This window comes from Clostridioides sp. ZZV14-6153 (assembly GCF_020657855.1).
Classification (GTDB): domain Bacteria; phylum Bacillota; class Clostridia; order Peptostreptococcales; family Peptostreptococcaceae; genus Clostridioides.
The window spans coordinates 81,854-106,920 of record NZ_JAGWCZ010000002.1; the positions used below are offsets into that span (position 1 = coordinate 81,854).

Genomic DNA, 25,067 nt, shown 5'->3' on the forward strand with positions numbered 1-25,067 from the left:
GGACAAAGGATGTTACGATTAAAAGAAAGAATCATAAGCTTTATTACGATGTTAGGTATTAAATTAAAAATAATAAAGCCAAAAGGAATATACTATATGGGAGGGGCCAATATTCTTCCTCCTCCACTAAAACCAGAAGAAGAAATAGAACTTTTGCAAAAACTAGAAACTGATGAAACTGTAAAATCAATTTTAATAGAAAGAAATTTGAGATTAGTAGTCTACATATCAAGAAAATTTGAAAATACAGGTATAGATGTAGAGGATTTAATTTCTATAGGAACTATAGGTTTGATAAAGGCAGTCAATACTTTTAAATTAAATAAAAACATAAAATTAGCAACTTATGCTTCAAGATGTATAGAAAATGAAATACTAATGTATCTAAGAAAAAATAATAAAAAGAAAACAGAGGTGTCTTTTGATGAACCTTTAAATATAGACTTAGATGGAAACGAACTTTTATTATCAGATGTTTTAGGTACAGAAAATGATGAAATATATAAAATAATAGAAGAAGAGATAGATAGAGATTTATTAGTTATGGCACTTGACAGATTAAGTGACAGAGAAAAGCAAATTATGGAATTAAGGTTTGGACTTATAGATAAAGGTATTGAAAAAACACAAAAAGAAGTTGCTGGAATGCTTGGAATATCTCAATCCTACATATCTAGACTTGAAAAGAAAATAATTTCAAGGTTACAAAAAGAAATGAAAAAATTTGTATAATTCTAAATTAATTCTTCTTAAAAAGTATAAAAAAATTGGAAATGTAAATAATTTCAATAGATGAATACTTTTTGAGAGAGGACTGAAATGTATGCAAGTTAATAAGGTTGAAATATGTGGTGTTAATACATCTGAACTTCCAGTTCTTAAAAATAAGCAAATGAAGGAACTTTTATTACAAATAAAAAGTGGTGATGAAGAAGCCAGACAACAATTTGTAAGAGGAAATTTAAGGTTAGTCTTGAGTGTAATAAAAAAATTTAACAACAGAGGAGAAAATATAGACGATTTATTTCAAATAGGTTGTATTGGTCTTATAAAAGCTATAGATAATTTTGATTTAAGTCAAAATGTCAGATTTTCAACTTATGCTGTTCCTATGATTATAGGAGAAATTAGAAGATACTTAAGAGATAATAATCCAATCAGAGTAAGTAGATCATTAAAAGATATAGCATATAAGGCACTACAAGTCAGAGAAAGATTAATTAGAACAAATTCAAAAGAACCAACAGTATCAGAAATAGCAAAAGAATTAGAATTAGAAGTAGAGTCAGTTGTAATGGCACTTGATGCTATACAAGACCCAATATCTTTATTTGACCCAGTATATCAAGATAATGGAGATGCGATATTTGTAATGGATCAGGTTCAAGACAAAAAAGATACTGATGAAAACTGGTTGCAAGAAATATCACTTAAGGAAGCTATTAAAAAATTAAATAGTAGAGAAAAGTTGGTATTAGATTTAAGATTTTACAAAGGAAGAACTCAGATAGAAGTTGCTGATGAAATCGGTATATCTCAAGCACAAGTATCAAGAATTGAAAAAAATGCTTTAAAAAATATGAGAAAGTATGTATAAGTAATCCATGGAATGTAAACATAATTTTAAATTTAAATGACCTATATAGGTCATTTTTTTTTATCCAAATACATATTTATTTTTAAAGAAAGGGTGAGTATAATATGATTAGAGTTTCTGATATAATGGAAAAAGAAATTATAAATGTAAAAAATGGAAAAAGGATGGGTTTCATAATCGACATAGATATGGATATCCATGAGGGAAAGGTAGTCTCATTTACCATTTTTGGAGATGGAAGTAGAAGTTTTTTTTCAAGAGGAGGGGATGAAGAAGTTATATTTTGGAATGATATACTTAAAATAGGTTGTGATACAATAATAGTAAATATAGGTTCAGAATTAAGCTTAGATGAATTTGATATATAGCTAAACGAAGGAGGAATACAGATGCAATGTCCTTATTGTAATTATAAAGAATCAAAGGTAATAGATTCTAGACATACAGATTTAAAATCTATTAGAAGAAGACGTGAATGTGAATTATGTAAAAAGAGATTTACTACTTATGAAAAAATAGAAACTACTCCTTTAATGGTTATTAAAAAAGATAATAGTAGAGAATATTTTGATAGAGAAAAAATAAAATACGGACTATTAAAGGCATGTGAAAAAAGACCTGTATCTGTTGAAGATATTGAGAATATAGTTGTACATATTGAAAATGAAATAAATAAATGTTTTATAGAAGAAATCGAAACCAAAAAAATTGGCGAAATGGTAATGGATAAATTGAAAGATTTAGATGAAGTCGCCTATGTAAGATTTGCTTCTGTGTATAGACAATTTAAAGATATAAATACTTTTGTAAACGAACTTAAAAGTATACTAATAGAAAAAGGAGACAAATGATGAAAGATTATATAAATCTAAAAAGTGTAGAAGATATTAAAGAGTATGTTAACTTAAGCAGCAACTGTAAAGAAATTGATGAAAAATTAAATTCTATAAATCTAGTTATAACTTGCAAAAATATAGATGCAAAAAGTAAAGAAGACATGTTAAGGGTTTGTAAGGAGTGCGATTTAATGTTTGAAAATTTAACTAGTAATTCTCAAATACATTCAGACATAGTTAACATAGTTAACAGAGAGAATATAGGACAAAAAATAGAAGGCGATGCACTTATAACAAACTTAGAGAAAGTACCACTTTTATTGTTTACAGCAGATTGCGTACCTATATCAATTATAGATGCTAAAAATAAAGCCATAGGACTAGCACATGCGGGCTGGAAAGGTACTTTTAGTAATATAGGTCACAAAACAATAAAATTGATGTCTGAGACCTATAAAACAGTTCCTGAAGATTTGATATGTATAATTGGACCATCAATTGGACCTTGTTGTTATGAAGTGTCTGAGGATTTGGTAGAAAAATTTAACACAATTCTTACAAATAATGATGAAAAGTTCTATATAATAAAAGAGGGAAGTTACTATTTAGATTTATGGAAAATTAATGAGTATATGCTGAGATGTAGTGGAGTCAAAAAAGAAAATATAATAAATTTAAATCTATGCACTAGTTGTAGAGCAGATGAATTCCACTCTTATAGAAAACATAATAAGGCATCAGAACGAATAGGAACGGTACTACAGATAAAATAGAGAGGAGCTTTTTAATGAATACTAAAGTGCTTGTTATAGACGATGAAATGCATATAGTTGAGCTATTAAAATTCAATTTGGAGGTGTCAAACTACGAAGTTAGTTATTCATATGATGGATTTGATGGATTTATAAAAGCTAAAGAAGTTAAACCAGATTTAATACTTTTAGATTGGATGCTACCAAATATAAGTGGAATAGATGTACTTAGAAAAATAAGAAGTGATAAAGACTTGAAAAATATTCCTGTTATAATGCTTACTGCTAAAAATATGGAAAATGACAAGGTTGAAGGGCTTGAAGTAGGTGCTGATGATTATATAACCAAGCCATTTAGTATAAAAGAATTGTTAGCTAGAGTTAGCTCTGTTTTGAGAAGATATAACTTAACTAGTACAGGTGAAGAAAATAATATACTTACCACAGGTAATTTAAAACTAGATTTATCAAAACATGAAGTTACTAAAGGTTCTGAAAAGATAGAGTTAACACTTAAAGAGTTTGAACTGTTAAAATTATTAATTCAGAATAAAGGTAAGGTACTTTCAAGAAACTATCTTTTAGATAAAATATGGGGCTATGAATACTATGGAGAAACTAGAACAGTAGATGTCCATATAAGATATTTAAGAAAAAAAATAGAAGATGAAGATGAAGATAAATCAGAAAAATATATAGAAACTATAAGAGGTGTAGGATACAAAATAGATTAGAAAAAGTTATATTTTAGGAGTGTTATCTTGTGGAAGAATTAAAGAACATATATTTTTTTATTGTTATGTTGTCTATAGCCATTGTGATATTGTCTGTAAGATACACAATAACACTAAGAAAATATTTAAAAGAGTTTATATACGTTTCAAAAAAAGTAAGTAACAAAGAGTTTCACGCTAGGCTGAATATATCAGCTAAAGGAGAACTAGGAGAATTAGCCAGAAATTTTAATCATATGATAAAAAATATGGATGATACATTAGAAGAAGTACAATATAAACATTTACAATTAAGGTCTATATTAAAAAGTATATCTCATGGAATTTTAGCTATAGATGTAAATGGAAACATATTATTGATAAATGATGAAGCTAAAGAAATGATAAAGAGCGAACCCAACAAACTAGTTGAAGGTCATAATATCAATGCTGTAATAAAAGAAGAAGAAATATTAAAGCAGATACTTCAATTTATAGGTTCTAAAGAAAATGAAACTGCAAAGATTACTATTAAAGATGATATAGTATACAAAATAAAAGTGGACCCAGTTTATCTTCAAAATACTAATAATGTAATAATTGGCTCAATAGTAAACATAGAAGATATTACTAAAAAGGTGAAGCTTGAAAATATGAGAAGTGATTTTGTTGCTAATGTAAGTCATGAACTTAAAACACCACTTACATCTATAAGTGGATTTGTTGAAACGTTAAAATCCAATGAAAATATAGATGTAAATACTAGAAATAGGTTTTTGGAAATAATAGAAAGTGAATCAGACAGATTAAAAAGATTGATTGATGACATATTATTATTATCATTTGTAGAAAATAAAGACACTCTTCTAATGGAAGATGTTGTAATATATGATGTATTTAGAGAAGTATATGAAATAACTCAACGTTCAGCTAGTGAAAAAAATATAGAAGTTTTATATAAATGTGATGATAAATCAATAAACATACTTTCTAATAGAGATTATATCAAACAAGTGTTTTTAAATTTAGTTGATAATGCTATAAAATACACTCAAGATAATGGTATTGTACAAGTTGTAGTTTTAAAAGATGAAGAAAAAATAATAATCAAAGTTATAGATAATGGCGTTGGAATACCAAAAGAAGATGTAGAACGTATCTTTGAACGCTTCTATAGAGTGGATAAAGCAAGAAGTAGAGATGTAGGAGGAACGGGCTTAGGATTGGCTATAACGAAGCATATAGTCAAATCATTAAATGGATGTATAAAAGTAAAAAGTGAACTTGGTATTGGTAGCGAATTTATTGTTACAATACTACAAAAAAATTTCCTTAAATAGAAGGAAATTTTTTTTGTTTTTTGCACAAACTATATAATAGAAGGAGCTGAGAAAATGGAAGAAAGCTTATTAGGTGCAAATTTATTTAGACACTCTTTTATAGTAGCAGTAATTATAGGAATATTGTGTAGAGGATTAGTTTTAAGAGTTACAGACAAGCAATACCCATCGAGACCACAAGATTATTTAGAACAAATAATAATATCAGGACTTTCAGCTTCATTGGGTGCTATAGCATTACCTGCACTTATAGATAAGGAGTTTGCAGCATTAACATTTTTTGCAGTAGCAATACAACAATTTCAAGGTCTTGCAGAGCAAGAAAGAATAACATTAAAAAATATCGACAATGAAGAATTAGTACCAAAAGGAGATGCTTATGTAGAAGAAATAGCATCTACGTATGAATCTAGAAGTTATATCAGTCTTTTTTCTGCACTAGTATCTTCTATAGTTTATATTACTGTTTCAAAACGATATGACCTTAGTTTTGCTTATTGTACAATACTAGCTGTTATAGCAGGAGCTTTAGTTGGTTTAATTTTTAGAAGATTTCTAAGACGAAATAGTATAGCAGATATAGCAGATATAGTTCCTGCTGAAGTAAGCTTTGAAGGGCCTATTTTAAAAGTAAATGGTGTAATAATAACTAATATAGGTTTAGAGAATACAAGAGAAAAATATAAAAATGAATGTCTAGCTATAGAGATTATACCAAGAGATTTGGGTGCATTTGGGATAGTAAATGATATAGGGCAAAGACAAGCTATAATACATAATCTATTTATTCATATGGGTATAGATAAGGATGTAGATGAGGTTGATATTGTAGCTATATCTAAAACTAACTTAGAAAAAAGCACTGTGGTTGTACCATATGTACCAATAATCAAGGATATAGATGTAATGATAGATGTAGTAAAGAGCACTCCTATCATAGAGACATCAAAAGGAAAACAGAGTGATTTTTCTAGAAAGACTTTGTAGATTTATATGTGAACATTTTATATTAGATATTTTAGGAGTGATTTAATGGATAGAGTATTTTTTGTTGCAGTTATTATTGGTATGACATCAAGAGTCATAATGTTAAATTTAGACCAAAAACAGTACCCTACACAACCAAATGTTTTACTATCTCAGCTTATATTAGCCTTTGTTGCTTCGGCATTAGGAGCATTACTAGTTCCAGCTCTTATAAATCGTTCTTATACATCGATAACATTTTTATCTTTGGCAGCAGAACAGTTTAGACAAGTAAGAGCAAATAGAAGGAATACATTACAAAACTTAGAAGAAGTTCAACTTGTAAAAAGAGGAGCTGCATTTATAGAAGAGATAGCTAGAACTTATGAAGTAAGAAATTATATGTGCATAGTTACATCTTTTTTAACAATAGGATTATATTATGTAATTATTGAAGAAACTAAAATAAGTGAAGGCATGAGTTTGATAATAAGTTCAATTTGTGGTTTATTATTAGCTTTCATACTTAAGAAACTTCTTACTAGAAAAAGTATTGGAGATATAGCTGATGTAATGCCTGCTGATATTAGCTTCGTAAATGAATCTATACTAAAGGTGGGAGATTTAAAAGGGATAACAAATATAGGTCTAAAAAGTGATAGAGAAGTATATATTAATAGAGGTGTAGGGATACAAATAATTCCTAAAGATAGAGATTATGCTAATGCAGGAATATTATTTGATTCGGGTCAAAGACAAGCGATAGTATACAATATATATTCGAGATTAGGTTTATATGGAGATTATGGAGAACCTGCATTTGTACCATTACCTAGACGAAATAAAGATGATGAAAGTATAATGATTGCTTATTTACCAATAGATAGGAATGTTGAAAAGGTAATGGAAGCTGTAAAATCATGTCCAATACTTTCAAGTTCTAAAGGTAAAAACTTATCACTGAAAAACTATAAAACAGGAAAGAAAGGAAGTGCATAAAATGGGAATGGATATAGGTCTAAATGAATATACCCTAGCAATAGTTACACTAGATAAAAATATGAGAAATGGTGGAGGTTGTCCGATATTTTATGCAAATGATGAAAAAGATTTGCAAAATAAGGCAATGCTCATGTCAAAGTGTGTAGGCGGAATGGTTCACGATATGACTAATGGAACATTAATAATAGTAAAGCATTAAAACTATAAGGTACTTTTAAGGGCAAATAATGTTCAAATTTATAAAATATTTAAATTTGAATATTATTTGTTTTAATCTTTTTATAGCTATTTACTTATATTGACTATTAGAATTAAAATGTGTTATTATGACATGAAATGTTTAAAAATGCTATTGTAAAATATAATAAAGTAATAAACTGTATATGAAAATATATTATAATAAATATTGATGAATATAAAAGAGTGGTGAAAAAAATGGAAGTAAATGTAAAAAAAATAAATAATATTATAAGTAAAGTTTACAAAGATAGTATTGCAGAAGAAATAGGTATAGAAGTAGGAGATTTACTTATATCTGTAAATGAACAGCCAATACATGATATAATAGAGTATAGATTCTTACTAAGTGATGAGTATTTAGAGGTAGAAATACAAAAAAAAGATGGTGAAGTCTACATATATGAGATAGAAAAAGACTATGATGAAGATTTGGGCGTTGAATTTACAAATCCAATAATTGACCAAGCTAAAAGTTGTAGAAATAAATGTATGTTTTGTTTTATAGACCAGTTGCCAGAAGGAATGAGAGAAACTCTTTATTTTAAAGATGATGACTCAAGATTGTCTTTTTTACAAGGAAATTTTGTTACACTTACAAATATGAGCGAAGAAGATATAAATAATATAATTAAATACAGAATAAGTCCTATAAATATATCTGTGCATACAACTAATCCAGAATTAAGACAAAAAATGATAAGCAATAAATTTGCAGGAAAATTATATGGTATAATGAAGAGATTGGCAGATGCTCATATAGAAATGAACTGTCAAATTGTTTTATGTCCAGGTATAAATGATGGAAAGGAATTGGATAGAACAATAAAAGAATTAGCTCAACTTTATCCATATGTAAATAGTGTTGCTATAGTTCCAGTTGGAATTACAAAGCATAGAGAAAATTTAGCAGAATTAAATATATTTAATAATAATGGTGCAAGTAAAACTATAGAGCAAATTCATGAAATACAACAGAAATATCTTGAGAAAATAGGGACTCGATTTGCATTTTTATCGGATGAATTTTATATATTATCTAGTAGAGAATTGCCTGCATATGAAGAATATGAAGGATTTTTACAGTTTGAAGATGGTGTAGGTATGATACGTAAGTTAAAAACAGAGATTGAAGAGTATCTAAAAACATTATCTGAGAATAGTCTTAAAAGAGACAAAAAGGTATCAATAGCTACTGGACATTCTGCATATGAATTTATACAAAGTATGGCAGATGCTATGATGGACAAGTTTAAAAATCTTCAAATAGATGTTTATGAAATAAAAAATAAGTTTTTTGGAGAAACAATAACAGTATCAGGCCTTTTAACAGCGAAAGATTTAAAAGAGCAACTTGAGCATAAGGAATTGGGAGAAGCTCTTTATATAACAAGAAGTATGTTAAAAGCAGATGAAGAAATTTTCTTAGATAATATTGAACTAAATCAGTTAGAAGAACTTATGAAAATAAAAATTATCCCATGCTTAAATGAAGGAAAAGATTTTGTGGATAAAATTTTAAAATAGAAAACAAAAGATGGAAGGAGAAACAACATGAGTATAAGTAGGCCAGTTGTAGCTGTAGTTGGGAGACCAAATGTTGGTAAGTCTACAATATTTAATAAATTTGCAGGAAAAAGGATATCAATAGTTGAAGATACACCAGGAGTTACAAGAGATAGAATATTTGCAGAAGTAGAATGGTTAGATAAATATTTTACATTAGTAGATACAGGAGGTATTGAACCTGATAGCGAAGATATAATATTATCTCAAATGAGAAGTCAAGCTATGCTTGCAATGGACATGTCACATGTAATACTTTTTATAGTTGATGGTAAGGCTGGAATAACAGCTGCTGATAAAGAAATTGCTCAGATACTTAGAAAAACAAAAAAACCAGTAATTCTAGTGGTTAATAAAATTGATAGTCAAAGTCAGTTTGACAATATATACGATTTTTATGAATTAGGTTTTGGAACTCCTTTTGGAGTGTCAGGAGCCAATAGTATGGGATTTGGAGATTTATTAGATGAGATAGTTCAAAATTTTCCAGCAGGATTAGATACAGAGTATGAAGAAGATATAATAAGAGTAGCTATAACAGGTAAGCCAAATGCAGGAAAGAGTTCTATACTTAATAAGATATTAGGAGAAGAAAGAGTAATTGTAAGTCCAATTGCAGGAACTACTAGAGATGCAATAGATACTTATTTTGAAAAAAATGGGCAGAAATTTCTTCTTATAGATACAGCAGGGCTTAGAAGAAAAAGCAAAATATATGAGACAATAGAAAAATACAGTGTAATAAGAGCTATGAGTGCTGTAGATAGAGCAGATGTAGTGTTGATAGTTATAGACGCTTTGGAAGGCGTGACAGAGCAGGATACAAAAGTTGCAGGTATAGCACATGATGAAGGTAAGGGATGTATATTTGTAGTCAATAAATGGGACTTAATAGAAAAAGATAATAAGACAATGAGTAATTACACAAAAGATATAAAAGAAAAATTCCCATTTATGATGTATGCTCCAATAGTATTTGTTTCTGCAAAGACTAATCAAAGAATGAATAAAATATTAGACACAGTTGAATATGTATCAAATGAACATTCTAAGAGAATATCAACTTCAGCATTAAATGAAGTAATTGGAGAAGCTGTAATGTTAAATCAGCCACCATCTGATAAAGGTAGAAGATTAAAAATTTACTATGGAACTCAAACAGACATTAGACCTCCTAAAATTACTTTATTTATAAATGACAAGAACTTAACTCATTTCTCATATCAAAGATACCTTGAAAATAAGATAAGAGAAAACTTTGGATTTGAAGGAACTTCCATAAAGTTTGAGTATAGACAAAAAAATAAAAAGTAAATATTTAAAATATAACTAAAGGAGGTAAGTTCAGTGGAGATATTTAGTTATATAATTATTGCTGTAATTGCATATTTATTAGGCAATATATCAACCTCGTATATAGTTGCAAAGCGAATTGCTGGGGTTGATATAAGGACTCAAGGTTCGGGTAATGCAGGCTCGACAAATGTACTTAGAACACTTGGGAAAAGAGCAGGAGCAATGACTTTTTTAGGTGATGTTTTTAAAGGTGTAATTGCTGTTTTGATATCGGAAATTGCAGCAAAGTTGGTTGGTATAGATACTCTTTTAGCTGGATATCTAGCAGTTATATGTGTTGTAGCAGGTCATAATTGGCCAGCAGTTTTAGGATTTAGAGGGGGTAAAGGTGTTGCAACTTCATTAGGTGCAATGCTTGCTGTAAATCCAGTAATAACATTAATGTGTTTGGCCGTATTTATATTGGTGGTAATTATAACAAAATATGTTTCATTAGGTTCTGTTGTTGGGATAGGTTGTTCACCAATATTTATGATTATAGCAAAAAATAAAGCTGGGCTAGTTGTAGCTTTGTTTTTAAGCATATCAGTAATATATAATCACAGAGCAAATATAAAGCGATTATTAAATGGGACAGAAAGAAAAATTGGTCAAAAGAAAGAATAGTAAATATATTATACTCAGGTGGTGTTAAACATGGAGAAAGTATGTGTATTAGGTACTGGAAGTTGGGGAAGTGCATTAGCTTTAGGTCTTGCAAATAAAGGTAATGATGTGAGCATGTGGACCCGAAAAGAAGAACAAGCTAAAAAAATAAACAGGACTAAAGAAAATACAGACTATTTGCCAGGAGTATTATTTCCACATAATATAACGATAAGTACTGATATAGAAAAAACTATAGAAAATTGCAAAGTAATAGTTTTAGCAGTTCCATCTCAAGCCGTAAGAAGTACTTGTGAAAAAATAAAACCCTTTGTAAAAGCTGGACAAATTATTGTTAATGTAGCAAAAGGTCTTGAAAAAGGCACTGGACTTAGATTGTCTCAGGTATGTGAAGAAGAATTGCCACAAAATCCATATGTAATACTATCTGGCCCATCTCATGCTGAAGAAGTAGCAAGAAATATACCTACTACAGTAGTAGTAGCCTCTAAAGAATTAAAAATAGCACAGAGTATACAAGATTTATTTATGAGCCCTAAACTTAGAGTTTATACAAATCCGGATATAGTTGGAGTTGAACTTGGAGGAGCATTAAAAAATATTATAGCTTTTGGTGCTGGTATATGTGATGGATTAGGGTATGGTGACAATGCAAAAGCAGCTCTTATGACAAGAGGAATTAGTGAAATGAGTAGACTTGGTACTGCTATGGGAGCTAATATGTCTACATTTGCAGGCCTTTCAGGCATTGGAGATTTAATAGTTACTTGTACAAGCATGCATAGTAGAAATAGAAGAGCAGGTATACTTATAGGTCAAGGGATGAGCTTAGAAGATACCTTAAAAGAAGTAAAGATGGTTGTAGAAGGAATAACTGCTACTGAAGTAGCACATGATGTTGCTGAAAAGCTGAATATAGATATGCCAATAACTAATGCTATATATTCTGTAATAACTAAAGGTGCAAATCCTAAAGAAGTTGGAATAGAGTTAATGATGAGAAGTAAAAAGCACGAAATGGAAGAAGTAGTTTTAGGTGATGATATATAAACTTATTGTACAATAAAATAAAAAAATAATAGCTGTGTTTTAGCCCTCTTTTTATAAAGAGGGCTATTTTAATATTACTTAGCATGTTTTATTATGTATTCAATAGAAGAAATCATTTTCATAGTTAATTCATCATCATTAGAATTTTTTCCTGTGTTCTTTTTTAAGAATAATAGATTTTGATAAAAAGAAATAATTATATCATTGATTATGTCTAAATCTTTAGATGGTATATATCCAGTATCTACAAGATTGTTCAACAGTATTTTATTTCTTTCTTTTATACTTTTTCCGGTAATCATTAAAGATATATCACTGTCATGAATACCTAAGTCTTCTGGAAACATATCATAATATTGTTTTGTTATATAACTAAGTTCATCACTGGACAAGTTAAAAAATACCTGATAAAAAGCTTGGGCATTGTCAAAAGAATGCTTACAAAATAATTTCCACATAATTATATATTTCTTATATTCATCATTTACATTCTCTATACACCTTGAAATATTTAAGTTATAATCTTTAAAATATTTTATAGATGCAAATGATATTAGATGGTCTAAATTTTTAAAGTAGTTGTATAGGGTTGAACTGTTATAGCCAGCCATATCTGCAACCTTACGAAGTGTAATATTTTCTATTCCTTCATTTTCCATAATGTTTTGAGCTGCTTCTATGAAATACATCAATATCCTTTTCTTTTGTAATTCTTTATTTGTCATTTTATTCACCTACAAATAATCAATATAGTTTATATAATCGTGATTTTATCATTAAATTTATCATAAATCAAGAATAATATTCCAAAATATAATATATATTTGTTATATTTCAGATAATTTAATATCAGCAAAATATAAAAAATATTTAAAGATGAAATCATGATTGACAAAATAATCATGATTATGATAAAATAATCACAAATAAATTTAATTTACATACGAATACAACAAGTACTAAAAATATTAAGAATTTTGAAATGATACACTCATCCTTGTTGTATTGAATAAATTATTTGAATATTGAGAAAGAGGTGTACTATGTCAAATAACATGAGACTAGAAAAATTAAGAAAGTATATGAATGAAAAAAACATTGAAATTTCCCTAATATTTGAACCAGACAACCAATTTTATATTAGTGGATTTAAAGCAATAACTTATTCTAGACCAATTGTAACAGTAGTAACTCAAGATAAAATAGAATTAATAGTGCCTGGATTAGAGGAGCTACATGCTAAAGAAGTTGCAAAAGTTGATAATGTATATGTATATTATGAAATACCAGAAATGAAAGAACATGGAATATCACATAAACATTACTTAGATATAATTTTAAATAGATATCCTAAAGGAATAACTGTTGGGATAGAAAAAGATATAGTATCTGCAAGCTTTTCAGAATATATAACTGAGAAATCATTTGCTATTAAAGATGTTGGAAGTAAAATATTTGAAATGAGATATGTAAAAGACGCAAGAGAGATAGAATTTTTAAAGATAGCTGGTTACTTATCTGATATAGGAATAAAAGGTTCTTTGGAAAATGTTAGAGTTGGGATGAGTGAATTGGAATTTGACGTTGCAGGGGATAATGCTTTACTAAAATATGTATCTGAAAATTATCCTGATACATATATAGGATTTGCAAACTGGACTTGTTCAGGCATCGATAGAACAGCACAACCACATTTAGACTCAAATACTAGAATACTTCAAAGAGGAGATATAGTAATACATAGTAGACAGGTTTGGTATGAAAACTATAGAGCAGAAAATGAAAGAACTTTTATTATAGGTAAGCCAACAGAAAGACAAAAGGAAGTATTTAAGATTGCAGTAGAAGCTCAACAAGCTGGATTAGATACAATAAAAGCTGGAATACCAGCAAGAATGGTGGATGAAGCAGCAAGAGCTGTTGTTGCAAAGCATGGTCTAGAGTTATATTCAAATCACAGAATTGGTCATGGTTTAGGTTTATCAGAACATGAAGAGCCATATTTAAGATTTGACAATGAATTAATACTAGAAGAAGGAATGGTATTTTCTATGGAACCAGGAATATATATACCTGGAGTTGGAGGATTTAGACACTCAGATACAGCAATAGTAGGTAAAAATAGTGCTACAATTATAACTAATTATCCAAGAAGTGTTGAAGAGCTTATACTTGATATTTAAATTAGTACATATGTATGAATTTAAGTAAATTTAAAATTGGAGGAATTACAGTGAAAAAGAAGATTGGATTTTGGGATTTAGTATTTATGAATATATCAGCACTATTTGGGATTAGATGGATAGCTAAATCTACTGCCTCTAGTTTTGGGTTGGGTCTTGGTTCGATACCAGTTTGGTTGTTGTTTGCTTTTATATTCTTTGTTCCAGCATCACTTATATGTGCAGAGTTGGCTGCAACATATCCAAAAGATGGTGGACTTGGAGAATGGGTTAAACAGGCTTATGGAGAGAAGTGGGGATTTATGGTGTCATGGTTAAATTGGACATCAAAGATATTTTGGTATTCTTCCTTCTTGACATTTTTAGCTATAAATATTGCTTATATGCTTGGAAATCCTGCTCTATCAAACAATAAGATGTTTATTTTAGTGCTTTCACTTATAATATTCTGGATGTTATCCCTAGTAAGTACTCGTGGAATGGCATTTGGAAAATTCTTTACAAATACAGGAGCATTAGGTTCTACAATTCCGGCTATATTACTTATAGTGATGGCATTTATGTCTGTAGTTATTCTCAAAAAAGCTCCATCAGCATCTGTATATACAATCCAAAATATAATACCAAAGATAGATGCTAATTCACTAGTTTCTATATCTGCTATAATATTTGCACTATCAGGAGCTGAAACAACTGCTAATTTTATAACTGAAATGGATAATGCTAAGAAAAACTTTCCTAAAGCTATATTGACAGTAGCTGTTTTAATAGGAGGAATCTATATCCTAGGTTCAGTAGCAATAACAATGATACTTCCTCCAGATGAAATTGCAGCATCAACAGGAATACTAGATGCACTAGCTAAAGTTGCACAAGATTTAGGAATAGGAAGCTGGTTTATAAGAGTAGTAGCATTTGGGATAACTTTATCGGTACTTGGAGCACTAATACTTTATATAGCAGGTCCAGTAAAGATGCTTTTTGGAAATGTAAAAGAAGGTGTATTTCCTAAGCAATTAACTGTTACAAATAAACACAATATACCATCAAATGCTGTAGTGATTCAAGCTATAATAGTGAGTCTACTTCTTATAGGAACAAATTTACTGCCATCAGTAGATAATATATATAATGTTCTTGTTACTATGACAGCATTAACGGCATTGTTTCCATATGTATTACTTTTTACGTCTTATATAAGACTTAGAAAGACAAGACCAAACGAAGAAAGACCATACTCAATTGCAAAAAGTGATTCAGTTTGTATCAATATAGCTAGAATGGTACTTGTAGTGACTGTAGTGGGGATACTTTTTTCAACAGCACCAGTTATGGAGACTTTAAAAGATAATATAGTTTATGAGATTGAGATGATAGGTGGAGGTCTTTTTGTTATATTAACAGGTTTAATGATATGGAAGAACTATGAAAGGAAGGTATCTAATAATTCTGGGGATTCCTATAAATAAAAATATAATTATTTTAGTGAGCTAAAAGCATTTGTCTTTAGTTCACTAAAAATTATGGATAAATTAACATAATATATTAATAAATCTATAATATGTTGGGATGTTGAAAAATCAATAATTAGCTATCGTAAAAATTTATGAGTATTTACATAAGGAGGAAATATGTCAGTTGAAGTAAATAAACCAAGCATTTGGAAAAATTTCAAAGTCTTAATAATACTCTTTGTAGCAGGAGCCTTTATATATGCTTTACCATATTTAAAAAATTATTATTATGATACTTTTGCACAAGCATTTAATCTTACAAATACACAAATGGGTAGTTTAGGAAGTATTTATGGTTTACTTGCAATGGTATCATACCTTTTTGGTGGTTTCTTAGCAGATCGTATTTCAGCCAGAAAGCTACTTTCAGGTTCTTTAATTATTACAGGAGTATTGGGTCTTGTATTAACACTTTATCCTCCATATACTATTGTATTTTTAATCCATGCTTTATGGGGAATAACAACAATACTTACTTTTTGGCCAGCGCTTGTAAAAGCTGTTAGGATGTTAGCCTCTGAAAATGAACAAGGAAAGGCTTTTGGATTTATGGAAAGTGGTCGTGGAATTACCAATGCAATTCATTTATCTCTAGTCTTAATATTATTTGGATACATTTCATCAAAAGTAAGTGATAAATCTGGTCTTACAGCTATTATAGTGTTGTATTCAGCTATAAATGTAATAGTTGGATTATTAGTATTTTTTAAGTTAAAAGATAATGAAAAAGAGGTATCAGCCAAATTTGATAAAGAAGCTTTCTTTACAGTAATAAAAATGCCTCATACATGGATAATAACAATAATAATGTTTTGTTCATATTCAGCTAATATGTCATTTTACTATTTTACGCCATATTCAACTGAAGCATTTGGAGCAACTGTAGTATTTGCATCTGCAATATCAATATTAGCTCAGTATTGTAGACCAGTAGCATCAGCAGCCTCTGGATTACTTGGAGATAAAGTTGGTTCATCAAAGATTATATCTTATGGATTTATACTTATGATTGCAGGACTTTTAGGTGTAATATTTACACCAACAAAATCTTCTATGATTTATGTACTATTGATTGGATGTGTTGCAATATATGTATCTATGTATGCCATTCAAGGTTTACACTATTCGTTACTTGAAGAAGGTAATTATTCACTATCGATATCAGGAACTGCTATAGGTATAGTTGCTACATTAGGATATCTTCCAGAAGTACTTTGTCCTCTAGCAGCAGGAAAGATATTAGATGCATTTCCAGGTGTAACTGGATATAAGTACTACTTCATAGTTCTTACTATAGTAGCCATAATTGGATTGGTGTTTACATTTATATGGATGAATATGACTAAAGAAAGACGTAAAGAGCTTATTGAAATGAATAGTAAGTCAAATGAAAATACTACTAAAGTTAGTTAATATAATACACTACTATTTGGGCTAGCATTATAATTTAATTTACATTGAAATTTGCAAATTTCTATATGTAAACTAAATTAATATTGCTGGTCTTTATTTTTCTATTTTAAGAATATTAACCTCGAAATCTAAATATAATTTAATAAGATTAGATGTATAGGAGGAATAATATGAATAATAATATATACGAAGATATATCCAAAAGGACTCAGGGGGATATATATATTGGAGTAGTGGGACCTGTAAGAACAGGAAAATCAACTTTTATAAGAAAGTTTATGGAAAAGTTGGTTATCCCAAATATAGACAATGAGTTCAAAAAAGATAGAACAAGAGATGAGATACCTCAAAGTGGTTCAGGCAAAACTATAATGACAGTAGAACCAAAATTTGTACCAGCAGATGGTGTAGAAATTAAAATAAAAGACACAGTATCTTTAAAAGTGAGAATGGTAGATTGTGTTGGATACATAGTTGAAGGAGCTTTAGGTCATGAGGAAGGTGGAAAGCAAAGATTAGTATCCACTCCTTGGTCACAAGAAGCTATGACATTTGAGAAAGCAGCAGAGATAGGGACTAAAAAAGTTATAAAAGACCATTCTACAATAGGAATAGTTGTCTTGACAGATGGTTCAGTTACTGGTATTGACAGAAAAAGCTATGTAGAGCCAGAAGAGAGAGTTATACAAGAATTAAAAAATCTTAAAAAACCATTTGCTGTGGTTTTAAATACATTAAGTCCTAGAAGTGAAGAAACAAGTCTGCTTAGAAATGAATTAGAGGAAAAATATGAAGTTCCAGTTCTTCCAATGAATATAGTTGAAATGGAAGATGAGGATATAGAAGAAGTTATGGAAACTGTACTATATGATTTCCCACTTACAGAAATAAGAATAAACTTACCTAAATGGGTGGAAGGTCTTGAGCGAAATCACTGGATAAAAAGCAGTATAATAACAACATTAAAACAGAGCATTATAGACATAGGTAAAATAAGAGATATAGAAGGAATTATGCAAGGTTTCTCTGAATTAGAGTTTTTAGATGATACAGGTGTTGACCATGTGGAGTTAGGAGAAGGTGTCATAAATATTGACTTACAAACAAAGCAAGATTTATTCTATAATGTCCTTGAAGAAAAAAGTGGATTTAAAATTGAAGGAGATTATCAATTGCTTAGCCTGATAACTAGATTATCTAAAGTTAAAAATGAGTATGATAAGATAGAAAGTGCTTTAATGGATGCTAAGATAAAAGGATATGGAGTAGTAGCACCTTCTTTAGAGGAACTTAGCTTGGAAGAGCCAGAAATAATGAAACAAGGAAAACAGTATGGTATTAAGTTAAAAGCTAATGCACCATCACTTCACATTATAAAAGCAGATATATCTACAGAAGTTTCTCCTATAGTTGGAAATCAAAATCAAGGTGAAGAGATGATAAAATATCTCATGGAGGTATTTGAAGAACAACCAGCAGATTTGTGGGAGTCAAATATGTTTGGTAAGTCACTTCATGATTTAGTAAAAGAGCAGCTTCAAAGTAAATTATATACTATGCCAGAGGAAATAAGAGTCAAGATGCAAAAGACTCTACAAAAAATTGTAAATGAAGGAAGCTCTAATATTATAACTATTTTATTATAAAAATATAGCTACTTGTTAAAGTAAAAGATTTGTTTACTTTAACAAGTAGCTTTTTATTTATAAAAGTTGGTAAAAATATTTATATAAATTGACAATAAACACTATTTATGGAAAAATTATATTGAGAAAGTACATTTTTCAACATTACTATACTAAAACTAAAAAAATTCTAGAGGTGTAAGGTGAAAAAATCGGAGATATTTATTTTTATAAATTTAGTAGTGATATGTTTTATGATTTTTCCAAATAAAGTTTTTGGACAAGAAGAAAATTGTCTAGAAGATTTTAAAAAATGGGTTCAAGAAAATAAAAACAGTACTGAAGATATTGTTTATACTCTACCCTGCGATATGGTAATAGATAAAGAGTTTAGATTTTATATTCCATATGGAACTAATTTTACAATAGACACTAATACGCATAAAGTACTAATAAAAGACCAAGGTAATTTTATAGTTGAAGATAATGAATTGAATATAATAGGAGAGGGCGGAAAAGATGGAGTAATACATGTGGAAGAGGGAGGAAAGTTAGGTATAGGTATAGACAATATAATTGCTACTAATGGAACTGCTTTGTATGTTGAAGAAGGAGGTATTTTAAATTTTAGTTGTTACTATCAAAATGTTGGAAAGATAAAAGCAAACGGAAATGATGCTATAGGAATTTATTCTGGAAATAATATTAGGGTTCCATATAGAGATATAGAAGTAAGAGGAGAAAATGCTATAGGAATCTATTGTAAGGGTGATGTTGAGTTGGAAAGTACATCAGTAAGAGCTTATGGCAATGATAACGAAAATAGATTATTAAAAAATTTATATAAAACTGCGCAATCCATTGTATCAGAAAGTAAAAATATTTATATAATTAATGATGATAATGAGTTAATACCTGCTATCTCAAACGATTCTGGTTACAATATTATAGAATGTTCTGCCAGAGGTATTTATGTGTTTGATAAGAAAATACAAGTATGCAAAGAAGATAAAATAGAAGATATAAATTTTCCGAAGGATGTTTTGATACAAACTTCTAGTGGCACTAATGTTAAGATAGATATGGAATGGGATATTTCTGATTATTATGAAAATTTAGTAAAGGGGTATGACTTCAGTATAAAAGGTAAGTTCAAAGATGAAGATTTAAATCTAAAAAAAATAATATTAAATGATGATGTTGTTCCTACTTTGGATGTACATATTGTGGAAAAAAAGCCAATAGATAATTTAAGTTTTGATTTTCAAAATACACGTTAGGGATATTTAGCCATATTGGACTATGATATGCCATATAATGCAAATAAAGTTTTTGTTGAATACTCAGAAGATGGAGTCAATTGGATAAGTGAGGAACAAGAAGATATCAGTGAGCAGGTAATTCTCTTCTTTGAGGATTTTAAATTACGTTGTTTTAGGATAAAAGTAGAAGGAGGATTTAGAGATGGATATTCAAATATAGTACTAAAGCCTGGATTTGTAATGGATGGAGGAGAAGGACAAATAACACCAGATGATGAACAAGAAAACGAAGATATCGATGGTGACCGTGGAGGAGGAGGTAGAGATGACCCAGATAGAGATGACAGTGGGCTTATTATGGATAAAAATAATGATAATAAAAATGATGATGCTGATGAGCAAAGACCTGAGGATTCTGACAAAATCATTGAATCTAATGATAAGGAAAAAGATAATAAGCCACATCAAGACGAAAAAAATATTAAGATTGATAAAGAAAAAAACAATATAAATAATAAAGACAATAATATTAAAAATAATACTTTAATTATAGAAAACAAATTTGAAAATAGCTTAAAAGAAAAATTAATATATGCGTATAGTGAAAATGAGAAATCTTCTAAAAGTGAATCTAATTATGAGAATCTACCAAATAGAGAATATATTTCTAATGGTGACAAGACTAATAAGAAGATAAATCTTACTTCTAAACCCTATAATAAAATTCAAAACTCTCATAGTGGAGTTATTATTGGTATTGGAATTGTTACTTTAATTATGATAGGCTCAATGATAGCAGTAAATCCAAGTATTATAAAATATATTCGTAAATTTATAAAATTTAAATAATAAAATGAGTGAAACTATTTTAAAGAAATTGATGTTATTTGAGAAAGGAATTAGTAGGATAAAGATATGAATAAAAAAAATAAAGCTTTTATTTTTATAAATTTGTTAATTGTGATTTTTGTACTTTTCCCAAATAAGAGTTTTTCACAAGAAAGTAATTGTCTGAATGATTTTAAAAGTTGGATTTTGAAAAATGAAGATAACAGTGAAAAAATAGTTTACACTCTTCCTTGTGATATGGTAATAGATGATTATTTTGAACTTAATATTCCATATGGAACTAAGATTACAATAGATACTAATAAGTATAAGATACTCATAAAAGATAAAGGGAATTTTTTTATCAATGGGAATGAACTAAATATAGTTGGAGAAGGTGAAACTGAAGGTGTAATTCATGTAGAACGAGGAGGAAAGCTAAGGATAGGAATAGACAATATAACTGCTTTAAATGGGACTGCTTTATATGCAGAAAAAGAAGCTGATTTATTTATAGATACATATTATGGTGAGGTTGGAAACATAAAATCAAGTGGAGAAAACGCTATAGGAATTTATTCGGAAAATGATGTTAGAGTAGACTGTAAAACAATTGAAGTTGATGGAGAAAATGCTATAGGAATTTATTCTAAGGGAGAAGTCGAAATAGAGGATACTTCAGTAATTGTTAATGATGATAATAAACAACAAAGTATAGGAGTAGGAAGTAACTCTAAAAAAGGAAAATCAATTGTATCAGAGACTAAGAATGTCTATATTATAGGAGACCAAAATATGATAATGCCAGGTATACCTCGAGATGATGATTATAATATTATAAGGTGTAATCGTAGAGGTATTGGAGTCTTTGAAGAGGAAATAATGATAACAAAAGAAGATAAAATAGAAGATTTAAAATTCCCTCAAACTGTAACTTTAAAAACTTCTAGTGGAAAGTTTGTAACATTAGATGTAGATTGGGATTTATCAAATTACTATACTGATTTAAATAAAGATACAGAATTCATAATAAAAGGAAAATTTAAAGAAGAACATCTAAATGAAAAGAATATAGTGCTAAATGATAATGTTGCTCCTATTTTATATGTTCATATTACAAATAAAGGACCTATAAATGATTTAGAAGTATTTTTTATAAACTCAAGAAAGGGTTATTCAGCTCTTTTCGATTATAGTATGCCATATAATGCCAAGAAGGTATTTGTAGAATATTCTGATGATGGTATAAATTGGGTAAGCAAAGAATTAGATTATATTAGCAAGCAAGCTACACTTAATTTTGAAGATTTTAAGTTGAGATGCTTCAGAGTAAATGTAGAGGGTGGATTGAGAGATGGATATTCAAATATATTTTTAAAACCAGGATTTGTGATAGGTGGAGGTAGTGACCAGATGACACCAGAAGATGACCGAGACGTTATTATCGATGGAGGCGACCGTGGAGGTGGTGGTAGAGATGACCCAGATAGAGATGACAGTAGCAGTAAAAATGAGGGTAATAACAATGAAAATAAAGAAGATAATAATGACGAAAATAAAGAAAATAATGACAGTGCTAGTAATGAAAATAATGATTCTAATGGAGGAAAACCAAATGCTCCAGAAGATAACATAGGACCAAGTGCTGGTGGTGTTGATGATAAAAATCATCAAAATAATAAAGAAGATGCCAATATAAATAGTGATAAAGAAAATGATTATGAGGATAAAAATAAATTTAATAGTAAAAATTTAATGCCAGAAGATGATAGAAATTATAATTTAAAGCAAAAATCAGTATTTAGCAATAATAATCAATATTTCTCCTATAGGAATGTTTTTGTAAACAAAAATCAAGAAATAGATAATGTAAAGTTAGGAGTAAATAATTATGATGAAATAGCAAATTACAATGAGAATCTTAAATCTATATCTAAAAAATATAATTTAAATAGAGAGATTTTCTTTTTACTTTGTATATTAACTCCAACTATGATTGTTTCTATATTAGTTGTAAATCCAAGTGTAAGAAAAAATGTAATAGAATTCATACAAATAAAAAAATAATTTTTAAAAAGGGATTATTTAGTAAATTATAAAGTTGATAAATAATACCTTTCAGTATTATGAAAACTATATATTACTATCAATAAAAGGATATATAATATACAGTTTCGTTAAATAGTATAAAAATAATAGAATATTGAAAAAAAATTGACAAATGAATGTATAGGTATTAAAATATATTAAATATATACATAAAAAGTGATTTACCAACAAATAAATGAAATATATGTTAACAACTAGTTCAATTTGTAAAAATGTAAGATTTATAAAAAAATTAAGGGAGGATATTATTATGAGAGCAATTTTAACAGTAATTGGGAAGGATAAACCAGGTATAGTAGCAGGCATTAGTGATGAGTTATACAAACAAAATATTAACATAGTAGATATTTCACAAAAAATACTTCAAGAATATTTTACAATGATTATGGTAGTTGATTTAGAAAAAGCATTAAATTCTTTTGAGCAAACAGTTGAAGATTTAATTGAAAGAGGAAAGAAATTATCAGTAGATGTAAAAATTCAAAGAGAAGAAATATTTAATTCAATGCATAATCTGTAGCAAACAGTAAGGAGAGGTGATAACAGTGAATGTAGGAAATATACTTGAAACAATCAAGATGATAGATGAAGAACAGTTAGATATAAGAACTATAACTATGGGGATTTCATTACTAGATTGTATAGACCCTGATGGAGATAAAGCGAGAGAAAAAATATATAATAAAATTATGAATTCTGCTAAAAACTTAGTAAAAGTTGGTAAGGATATAGAACGTGAATTTGGTATTCCAATTGTAAATAAAAGAGTATCAGTAACTCCAATCTCTATTATTGCAGGTGCAACAGATGAAGAAGATTATGTGAAATTTGCACAGACATTAGATAGAGCAGCAGAGGATTTAGGGATAGACTTTATTGGTGGGTTTTCAGCATTGGTTCAAAAAGGATATACAAAAGGTGATAAGATATTAATTAAATCAATCCCAAAAGCTTTAGCAAGTACTAATAAGGTATGTGCTTCAGTAAATGTAGGTTCTACAAGATGTGGTATAAACATGGATGCAGTAAAAGAAATGGGAGAAATTATAAAAGAAACTGCAGAAATGACAAAAGATGCAAAAGGTTTTGGTTGTGCAAAACTAGTAGTATTTTGTAATGCAGTAGAAGATAATCCATTTATGGCAGGCGCATTCCATGGTGTTGGTGAAGCAGATAGAATTATCAATGTTGGTGTAAGTGGTCCTGGAGTTGTTAAGAGAGCTTTAGAAAAGGTAAAAGGAGAGCCATTTGATGTTGTCGCAGAAACTGTTAAAAAGACAGCATTTAAAATTACAAGAGTTGGACAACTTGTAGCAAAAGAAGCTTCTAATAGACTAGATGTTCCATTTGGAATAATAGACTTATCATTAGCTCCTACACCTGCAATTGGAGATTCTGTAGCAAATATATTAGAGGAAATGGGTCTTGAAGTTGTTGGTACTCATGGTACTACAGCAGCATTAGCCCTTTTAAATGATGCTGTTAAAAAAGGTGGAGTTATGGCATGTTCACATGTTGGAGGACTTAGTGGAGCATTTATACCAGTATCTGAAGATGCAGGTATGATTGATGCTGTTATTAAGGGTGCTTTAAGTATAGATAAACTTGAAGCTATGACTGCAATTTGTTCTGTAGGTCTTGATATGATAGCTGTGCCAGGAGACACTACAGCAGGTACACTTGGAGCTATGATAGCTGATGAAGCAGCAATAGGTATGATTAATAATAAGACTACAGCAGTTAGAATTATACCAGCACCAGGATGCGATGTAGGTGATATGGTCGAGTTTGGAGGTCTTTTAGGACGAGCACCAGTAATGCCTATAAATAAAAATTCATCTGAACTATTTACCCAAAGAGGAGGAAGAATTCCAGCTCCTATACATTCATTTAAAAACTAAGTACATTTACATATCTAGTGTAATTTAAGAAAAAATAGTTTTCTATTTAGAACAAAGTCTAGATTAAAAAATTATAACTAAGAATATAAATTTAAAATTAATTATTTGAATTAAAGCAATAATAAAGGGGATGTCTCAAAATAAAAATTTGAATCATCTCTTTTTTTGTAAAAAAACAGAGAAAAGCAATTTAAAAATATTGTATGTGATG

24 protein-coding genes are annotated in these 25,067 nt (G+C 29.0%); 23 read left to right on the forward strand and 1 reads right to left on the reverse strand.

Features of this window, described 5'->3' with window-relative positions; all coding sequences use genetic code 11:
- The first annotated feature begins 9 nt into the window (after positions 1 to 9).
- The 14 genes from sigE to KGF46_RS03240 all read left to right on the forward strand — a co-directional run bounded on the left by sigE (position 10) and on the right by KGF46_RS03240 (position 12,021).
- Entirely contained in the window at positions 10 to 732 is a 723-nt protein-coding gene (gene sigE, locus KGF46_RS03175; RefSeq protein WP_227856299.1) for an RNA polymerase sporulation sigma factor SigE, read from the forward strand.
- A 91-nt stretch (positions 733 to 823) separates the two neighbouring features.
- Positions 824 to 1,597, forward strand: a complete 774-nt coding sequence (gene sigG / locus KGF46_RS03180; RefSeq protein ID WP_169468424.1) for an RNA polymerase sporulation sigma factor SigG — start codon at positions 824 to 826, stop codon at positions 1,595 to 1,597.
- Between the two features lie 104 nt (positions 1,598 to 1,701).
- Positions 1,702 to 1,965, forward strand: a complete 264-nt coding sequence (locus tag KGF46_RS03185; protein ID WP_227432422.1) for a YlmC/YmxH family sporulation protein — start codon at positions 1,702 to 1,704, stop codon at positions 1,963 to 1,965.
- A gap of 21 nt (positions 1,966 to 1,986) precedes the next feature.
- Entirely contained in the window at positions 1,987 to 2,448 is a 462-nt protein-coding gene (nrdR, locus tag KGF46_RS03190; protein WP_227824212.1) for a transcriptional regulator NrdR, read from the forward strand.
- The gene (gene pgeF, locus KGF46_RS03195) at positions 2,445 to 3,206 is read left to right on the forward strand and encodes a peptidoglycan editing factor PgeF (RefSeq protein ID WP_413840107.1); all 762 of its coding nucleotides are present in this window, start codon (positions 2,445 to 2,447) and stop codon (positions 3,204 to 3,206) included. The genes nrdR and pgeF overlap by 4 nt, the downstream gene beginning before the upstream one ends.
- Before the next feature lie 14 nt (positions 3,207 to 3,220).
- Positions 3,221 to 3,919 (forward strand): winged helix-turn-helix domain-containing protein, encoded by a 699-nt coding sequence (locus KGF46_RS03200; protein ID WP_227829167.1) that lies wholly within the window; start codon positions 3,221 to 3,223, stop codon positions 3,917 to 3,919.
- A 65-nt stretch (positions 3,920 to 3,984) separates the two neighbouring features.
- Positions 3,985 to 5,238, forward strand: coding sequence for a HAMP domain-containing sensor histidine kinase (locus KGF46_RS03205; RefSeq protein WP_255287755.1), 1,254 nt, complete (start codon positions 3,985 to 3,987; stop codon positions 5,236 to 5,238).
- Positions 5,239 to 5,292: 54 nt separating this feature from the next.
- On the forward strand, positions 5,293 to 6,225 hold the full coding sequence (locus KGF46_RS03210; RefSeq protein ID WP_227829165.1) for a YIEGIA family protein: 933 nt from the start codon (positions 5,293 to 5,295) through the stop codon (positions 6,223 to 6,225).
- A 45-nt stretch (positions 6,226 to 6,270) separates the two neighbouring features.
- Positions 6,271 to 7,203, forward strand: coding sequence for a YIEGIA family protein (locus KGF46_RS03215; RefSeq protein ID WP_227842057.1), 933 nt, complete (start codon positions 6,271 to 6,273; stop codon positions 7,201 to 7,203).
- A 1-nt stretch (position 7,204) separates the two neighbouring features.
- The gene (locus tag KGF46_RS03220; RefSeq protein WP_227432429.1) at positions 7,205 to 7,405 is read left to right on the forward strand and encodes a capping complex subunit for YIEGIA; all 201 of its coding nucleotides are present in this window, start codon (positions 7,205 to 7,207) and stop codon (positions 7,403 to 7,405) included.
- 236 nt (positions 7,406 to 7,641) lie between these two features.
- Positions 7,642 to 8,970, forward strand: coding sequence for a DUF512 domain-containing protein (locus KGF46_RS03225; RefSeq protein WP_227842059.1), 1,329 nt, complete (start codon positions 7,642 to 7,644; stop codon positions 8,968 to 8,970).
- Positions 8,971 to 8,997: 27 nt separating this feature from the next.
- Positions 8,998 to 10,323: a ribosome biogenesis GTPase Der gene (gene der, locus KGF46_RS03230; protein WP_255287738.1), complete on the forward strand. Its 1,326-nt coding sequence runs from the start codon at positions 8,998 to 9,000 to the stop codon at positions 10,321 to 10,323.
- A gap of 33 nt (positions 10,324 to 10,356) precedes the next feature.
- Positions 10,357 to 10,971, forward strand: a complete 615-nt coding sequence (plsY, locus tag KGF46_RS03235; RefSeq protein WP_227854500.1) for a glycerol-3-phosphate 1-O-acyltransferase PlsY — start codon at positions 10,357 to 10,359, stop codon at positions 10,969 to 10,971.
- 30 nt (positions 10,972 to 11,001) lie between these two features.
- Positions 11,002 to 12,021, forward strand: coding sequence for an NAD(P)H-dependent glycerol-3-phosphate dehydrogenase (locus tag KGF46_RS03240; RefSeq protein WP_227432432.1), 1,020 nt, complete (start codon positions 11,002 to 11,004; stop codon positions 12,019 to 12,021).
- 74 nt (positions 12,022 to 12,095) lie between these two features.
- On the opposite strand, the gene KGF46_RS03245 is transcribed toward KGF46_RS03240, so the two are convergent.
- Positions 12,096 to 12,746 (reverse strand): TetR/AcrR family transcriptional regulator, encoded by a 651-nt coding sequence (locus KGF46_RS03245; RefSeq protein WP_227829161.1) that lies wholly within the window; start codon positions 12,744 to 12,746, stop codon positions 12,096 to 12,098.
- A gap of 318 nt (positions 12,747 to 13,064) precedes the next feature.
- On the opposite strand from KGF46_RS03245, the gene KGF46_RS03250 reads away from it, so the two are divergent.
- From KGF46_RS03250 to KGF46_RS03285, 9 genes are all read left to right on the forward strand, one after another.
- Entirely contained in the window at positions 13,065 to 14,204 is a 1,140-nt protein-coding gene (locus KGF46_RS03250; RefSeq protein WP_227854501.1) for a M24 family metallopeptidase, read from the forward strand.
- 14 nt (positions 14,205 to 14,218) lie between these two features.
- Positions 14,219 to 15,673 (forward strand): amino acid permease, encoded by a 1,455-nt coding sequence (locus tag KGF46_RS03255; RefSeq protein WP_255626172.1) that lies wholly within the window; start codon positions 14,219 to 14,221, stop codon positions 15,671 to 15,673.
- A 162-nt stretch (positions 15,674 to 15,835) separates the two neighbouring features.
- On the forward strand, positions 15,836 to 17,131 hold the full coding sequence (locus tag KGF46_RS03260; RefSeq protein WP_227839456.1) for an MFS transporter: 1,296 nt from the start codon (positions 15,836 to 15,838) through the stop codon (positions 17,129 to 17,131).
- Between the two features lie 170 nt (positions 17,132 to 17,301).
- A complete protein-coding gene (gene spoIVA / locus KGF46_RS03265; RefSeq protein WP_227829157.1) occupies positions 17,302 to 18,777 on the forward strand; it encodes a stage IV sporulation protein A in 1,476 nt (491 codons plus the stop codon).
- 182 nt (positions 18,778 to 18,959) lie between these two features.
- The gene (locus KGF46_RS20265) at positions 18,960 to 20,036 is read left to right on the forward strand and encodes a hypothetical protein (protein ID WP_413927272.1); all 1,077 of its coding nucleotides are present in this window, start codon (positions 18,960 to 18,962) and stop codon (positions 20,034 to 20,036) included.
- A gap of 15 nt (positions 20,037 to 20,051) precedes the next feature.
- Positions 20,052 to 20,867, forward strand: a complete 816-nt coding sequence (locus KGF46_RS20270; RefSeq protein WP_413927273.1) for a hypothetical protein — start codon at positions 20,052 to 20,054, stop codon at positions 20,865 to 20,867.
- A 66-nt stretch (positions 20,868 to 20,933) separates the two neighbouring features.
- Positions 20,934 to 22,913 carry a hypothetical protein gene (locus KGF46_RS03275; protein WP_227829155.1) on the forward strand — a complete coding sequence of 660 codons (1,980 nt, stop codon included), beginning with the start codon at positions 20,934 to 20,936 and terminating at the stop codon, positions 22,911 to 22,913.
- A gap of 292 nt (positions 22,914 to 23,205) precedes the next feature.
- Entirely contained in the window at positions 23,206 to 23,475 is a 270-nt protein-coding gene (locus tag KGF46_RS03280) for an ACT domain-containing protein (protein ID WP_227432440.1), read from the forward strand.
- 25 nt (positions 23,476 to 23,500) lie between these two features.
- Positions 23,501 to 24,856, forward strand: coding sequence for a PFL family protein (locus KGF46_RS03285; RefSeq protein WP_227829154.1), 1,356 nt, complete (start codon positions 23,501 to 23,503; stop codon positions 24,854 to 24,856).
- The last annotated feature ends 211 nt before the right edge of the window (positions 24,857 to 25,067 follow it).

Coding starts and splice junctions, on each gene's coding strand:
- KGF46_RS03185 (WP_227432422.1), top strand. CDS start 1,702: ATGATTAGAGTTTCTGATATAATGGAAAAAGAAATTATAAATGTAAAA.
- KGF46_RS03280 (WP_227432440.1), top strand. CDS start 23,206: ATGAGAGCAATTTTAACAGTAATTGGGAAGGATAAACCAGGTATAGTA.
- KGF46_RS03200 (WP_227829167.1), top strand. CDS start 3,221: ATGAATACTAAAGTGCTTGTTATAGACGATGAAATGCATATAGTTGAG.
- spoIVA (WP_227829157.1), top strand. CDS start 17,302: ATGAATAATAATATATACGAAGATATATCCAAAAGGACTCAGGGGGAT.
- KGF46_RS03215 (WP_227842057.1), top strand. CDS start 6,271: ATGGATAGAGTATTTTTTGTTGCAGTTATTATTGGTATGACATCAAGA.
- der (WP_255287738.1), top strand. CDS start 8,998: ATGAGTATAAGTAGGCCAGTTGTAGCTGTAGTTGGGAGACCAAATGTT.
- KGF46_RS03250 (WP_227854501.1), top strand. CDS start 13,065: ATGTCAAATAACATGAGACTAGAAAAATTAAGAAAGTATATGAATGAA.
- KGF46_RS03210 (WP_227829165.1), top strand. CDS start 5,293: ATGGAAGAAAGCTTATTAGGTGCAAATTTATTTAGACACTCTTTTATA.
- KGF46_RS03225 (WP_227842059.1), top strand. CDS start 7,642: ATGGAAGTAAATGTAAAAAAAATAAATAATATTATAAGTAAAGTTTAC.
- KGF46_RS03255 (WP_255626172.1), top strand. CDS start 14,219: ATGAATTTAAGTAAATTTAAAATTGGAGGAATTACAGTGAAAAAGAAG.
- KGF46_RS03245 (WP_227829161.1), bottom strand. CDS start 12,746: ATGACAAATAAAGAATTACAAAAGAAAAGGATATTGATGTATTTCATA.
- pgeF (WP_413840107.1), top strand. CDS start 2,445: ATGATGAAAGATTATATAAATCTAAAAAGTGTAGAAGATATTAAAGAG.
- nrdR (WP_227824212.1), top strand. CDS start 1,987: ATGCAATGTCCTTATTGTAATTATAAAGAATCAAAGGTAATAGATTCT.
- KGF46_RS03205 (WP_255287755.1), top strand. CDS start 3,985: ATGTTGTCTATAGCCATTGTGATATTGTCTGTAAGATACACAATAACA.
- KGF46_RS03240 (WP_227432432.1), top strand. CDS start 11,002: ATGGAGAAAGTATGTGTATTAGGTACTGGAAGTTGGGGAAGTGCATTA.
- KGF46_RS03275 (WP_227829155.1), top strand. CDS start 20,934: ATGAATAAAAAAAATAAAGCTTTTATTTTTATAAATTTGTTAATTGTG.
- sigE (WP_227856299.1), top strand. CDS start 10: ATGTTACGATTAAAAGAAAGAATCATAAGCTTTATTACGATGTTAGGT.
- KGF46_RS03220 (WP_227432429.1), top strand. CDS start 7,205: ATGGGAATGGATATAGGTCTAAATGAATATACCCTAGCAATAGTTACA.
- sigG (WP_169468424.1), top strand. CDS start 824: ATGCAAGTTAATAAGGTTGAAATATGTGGTGTTAATACATCTGAACTT.
- KGF46_RS03260 (WP_227839456.1), top strand. CDS start 15,836: ATGTCAGTTGAAGTAAATAAACCAAGCATTTGGAAAAATTTCAAAGTC.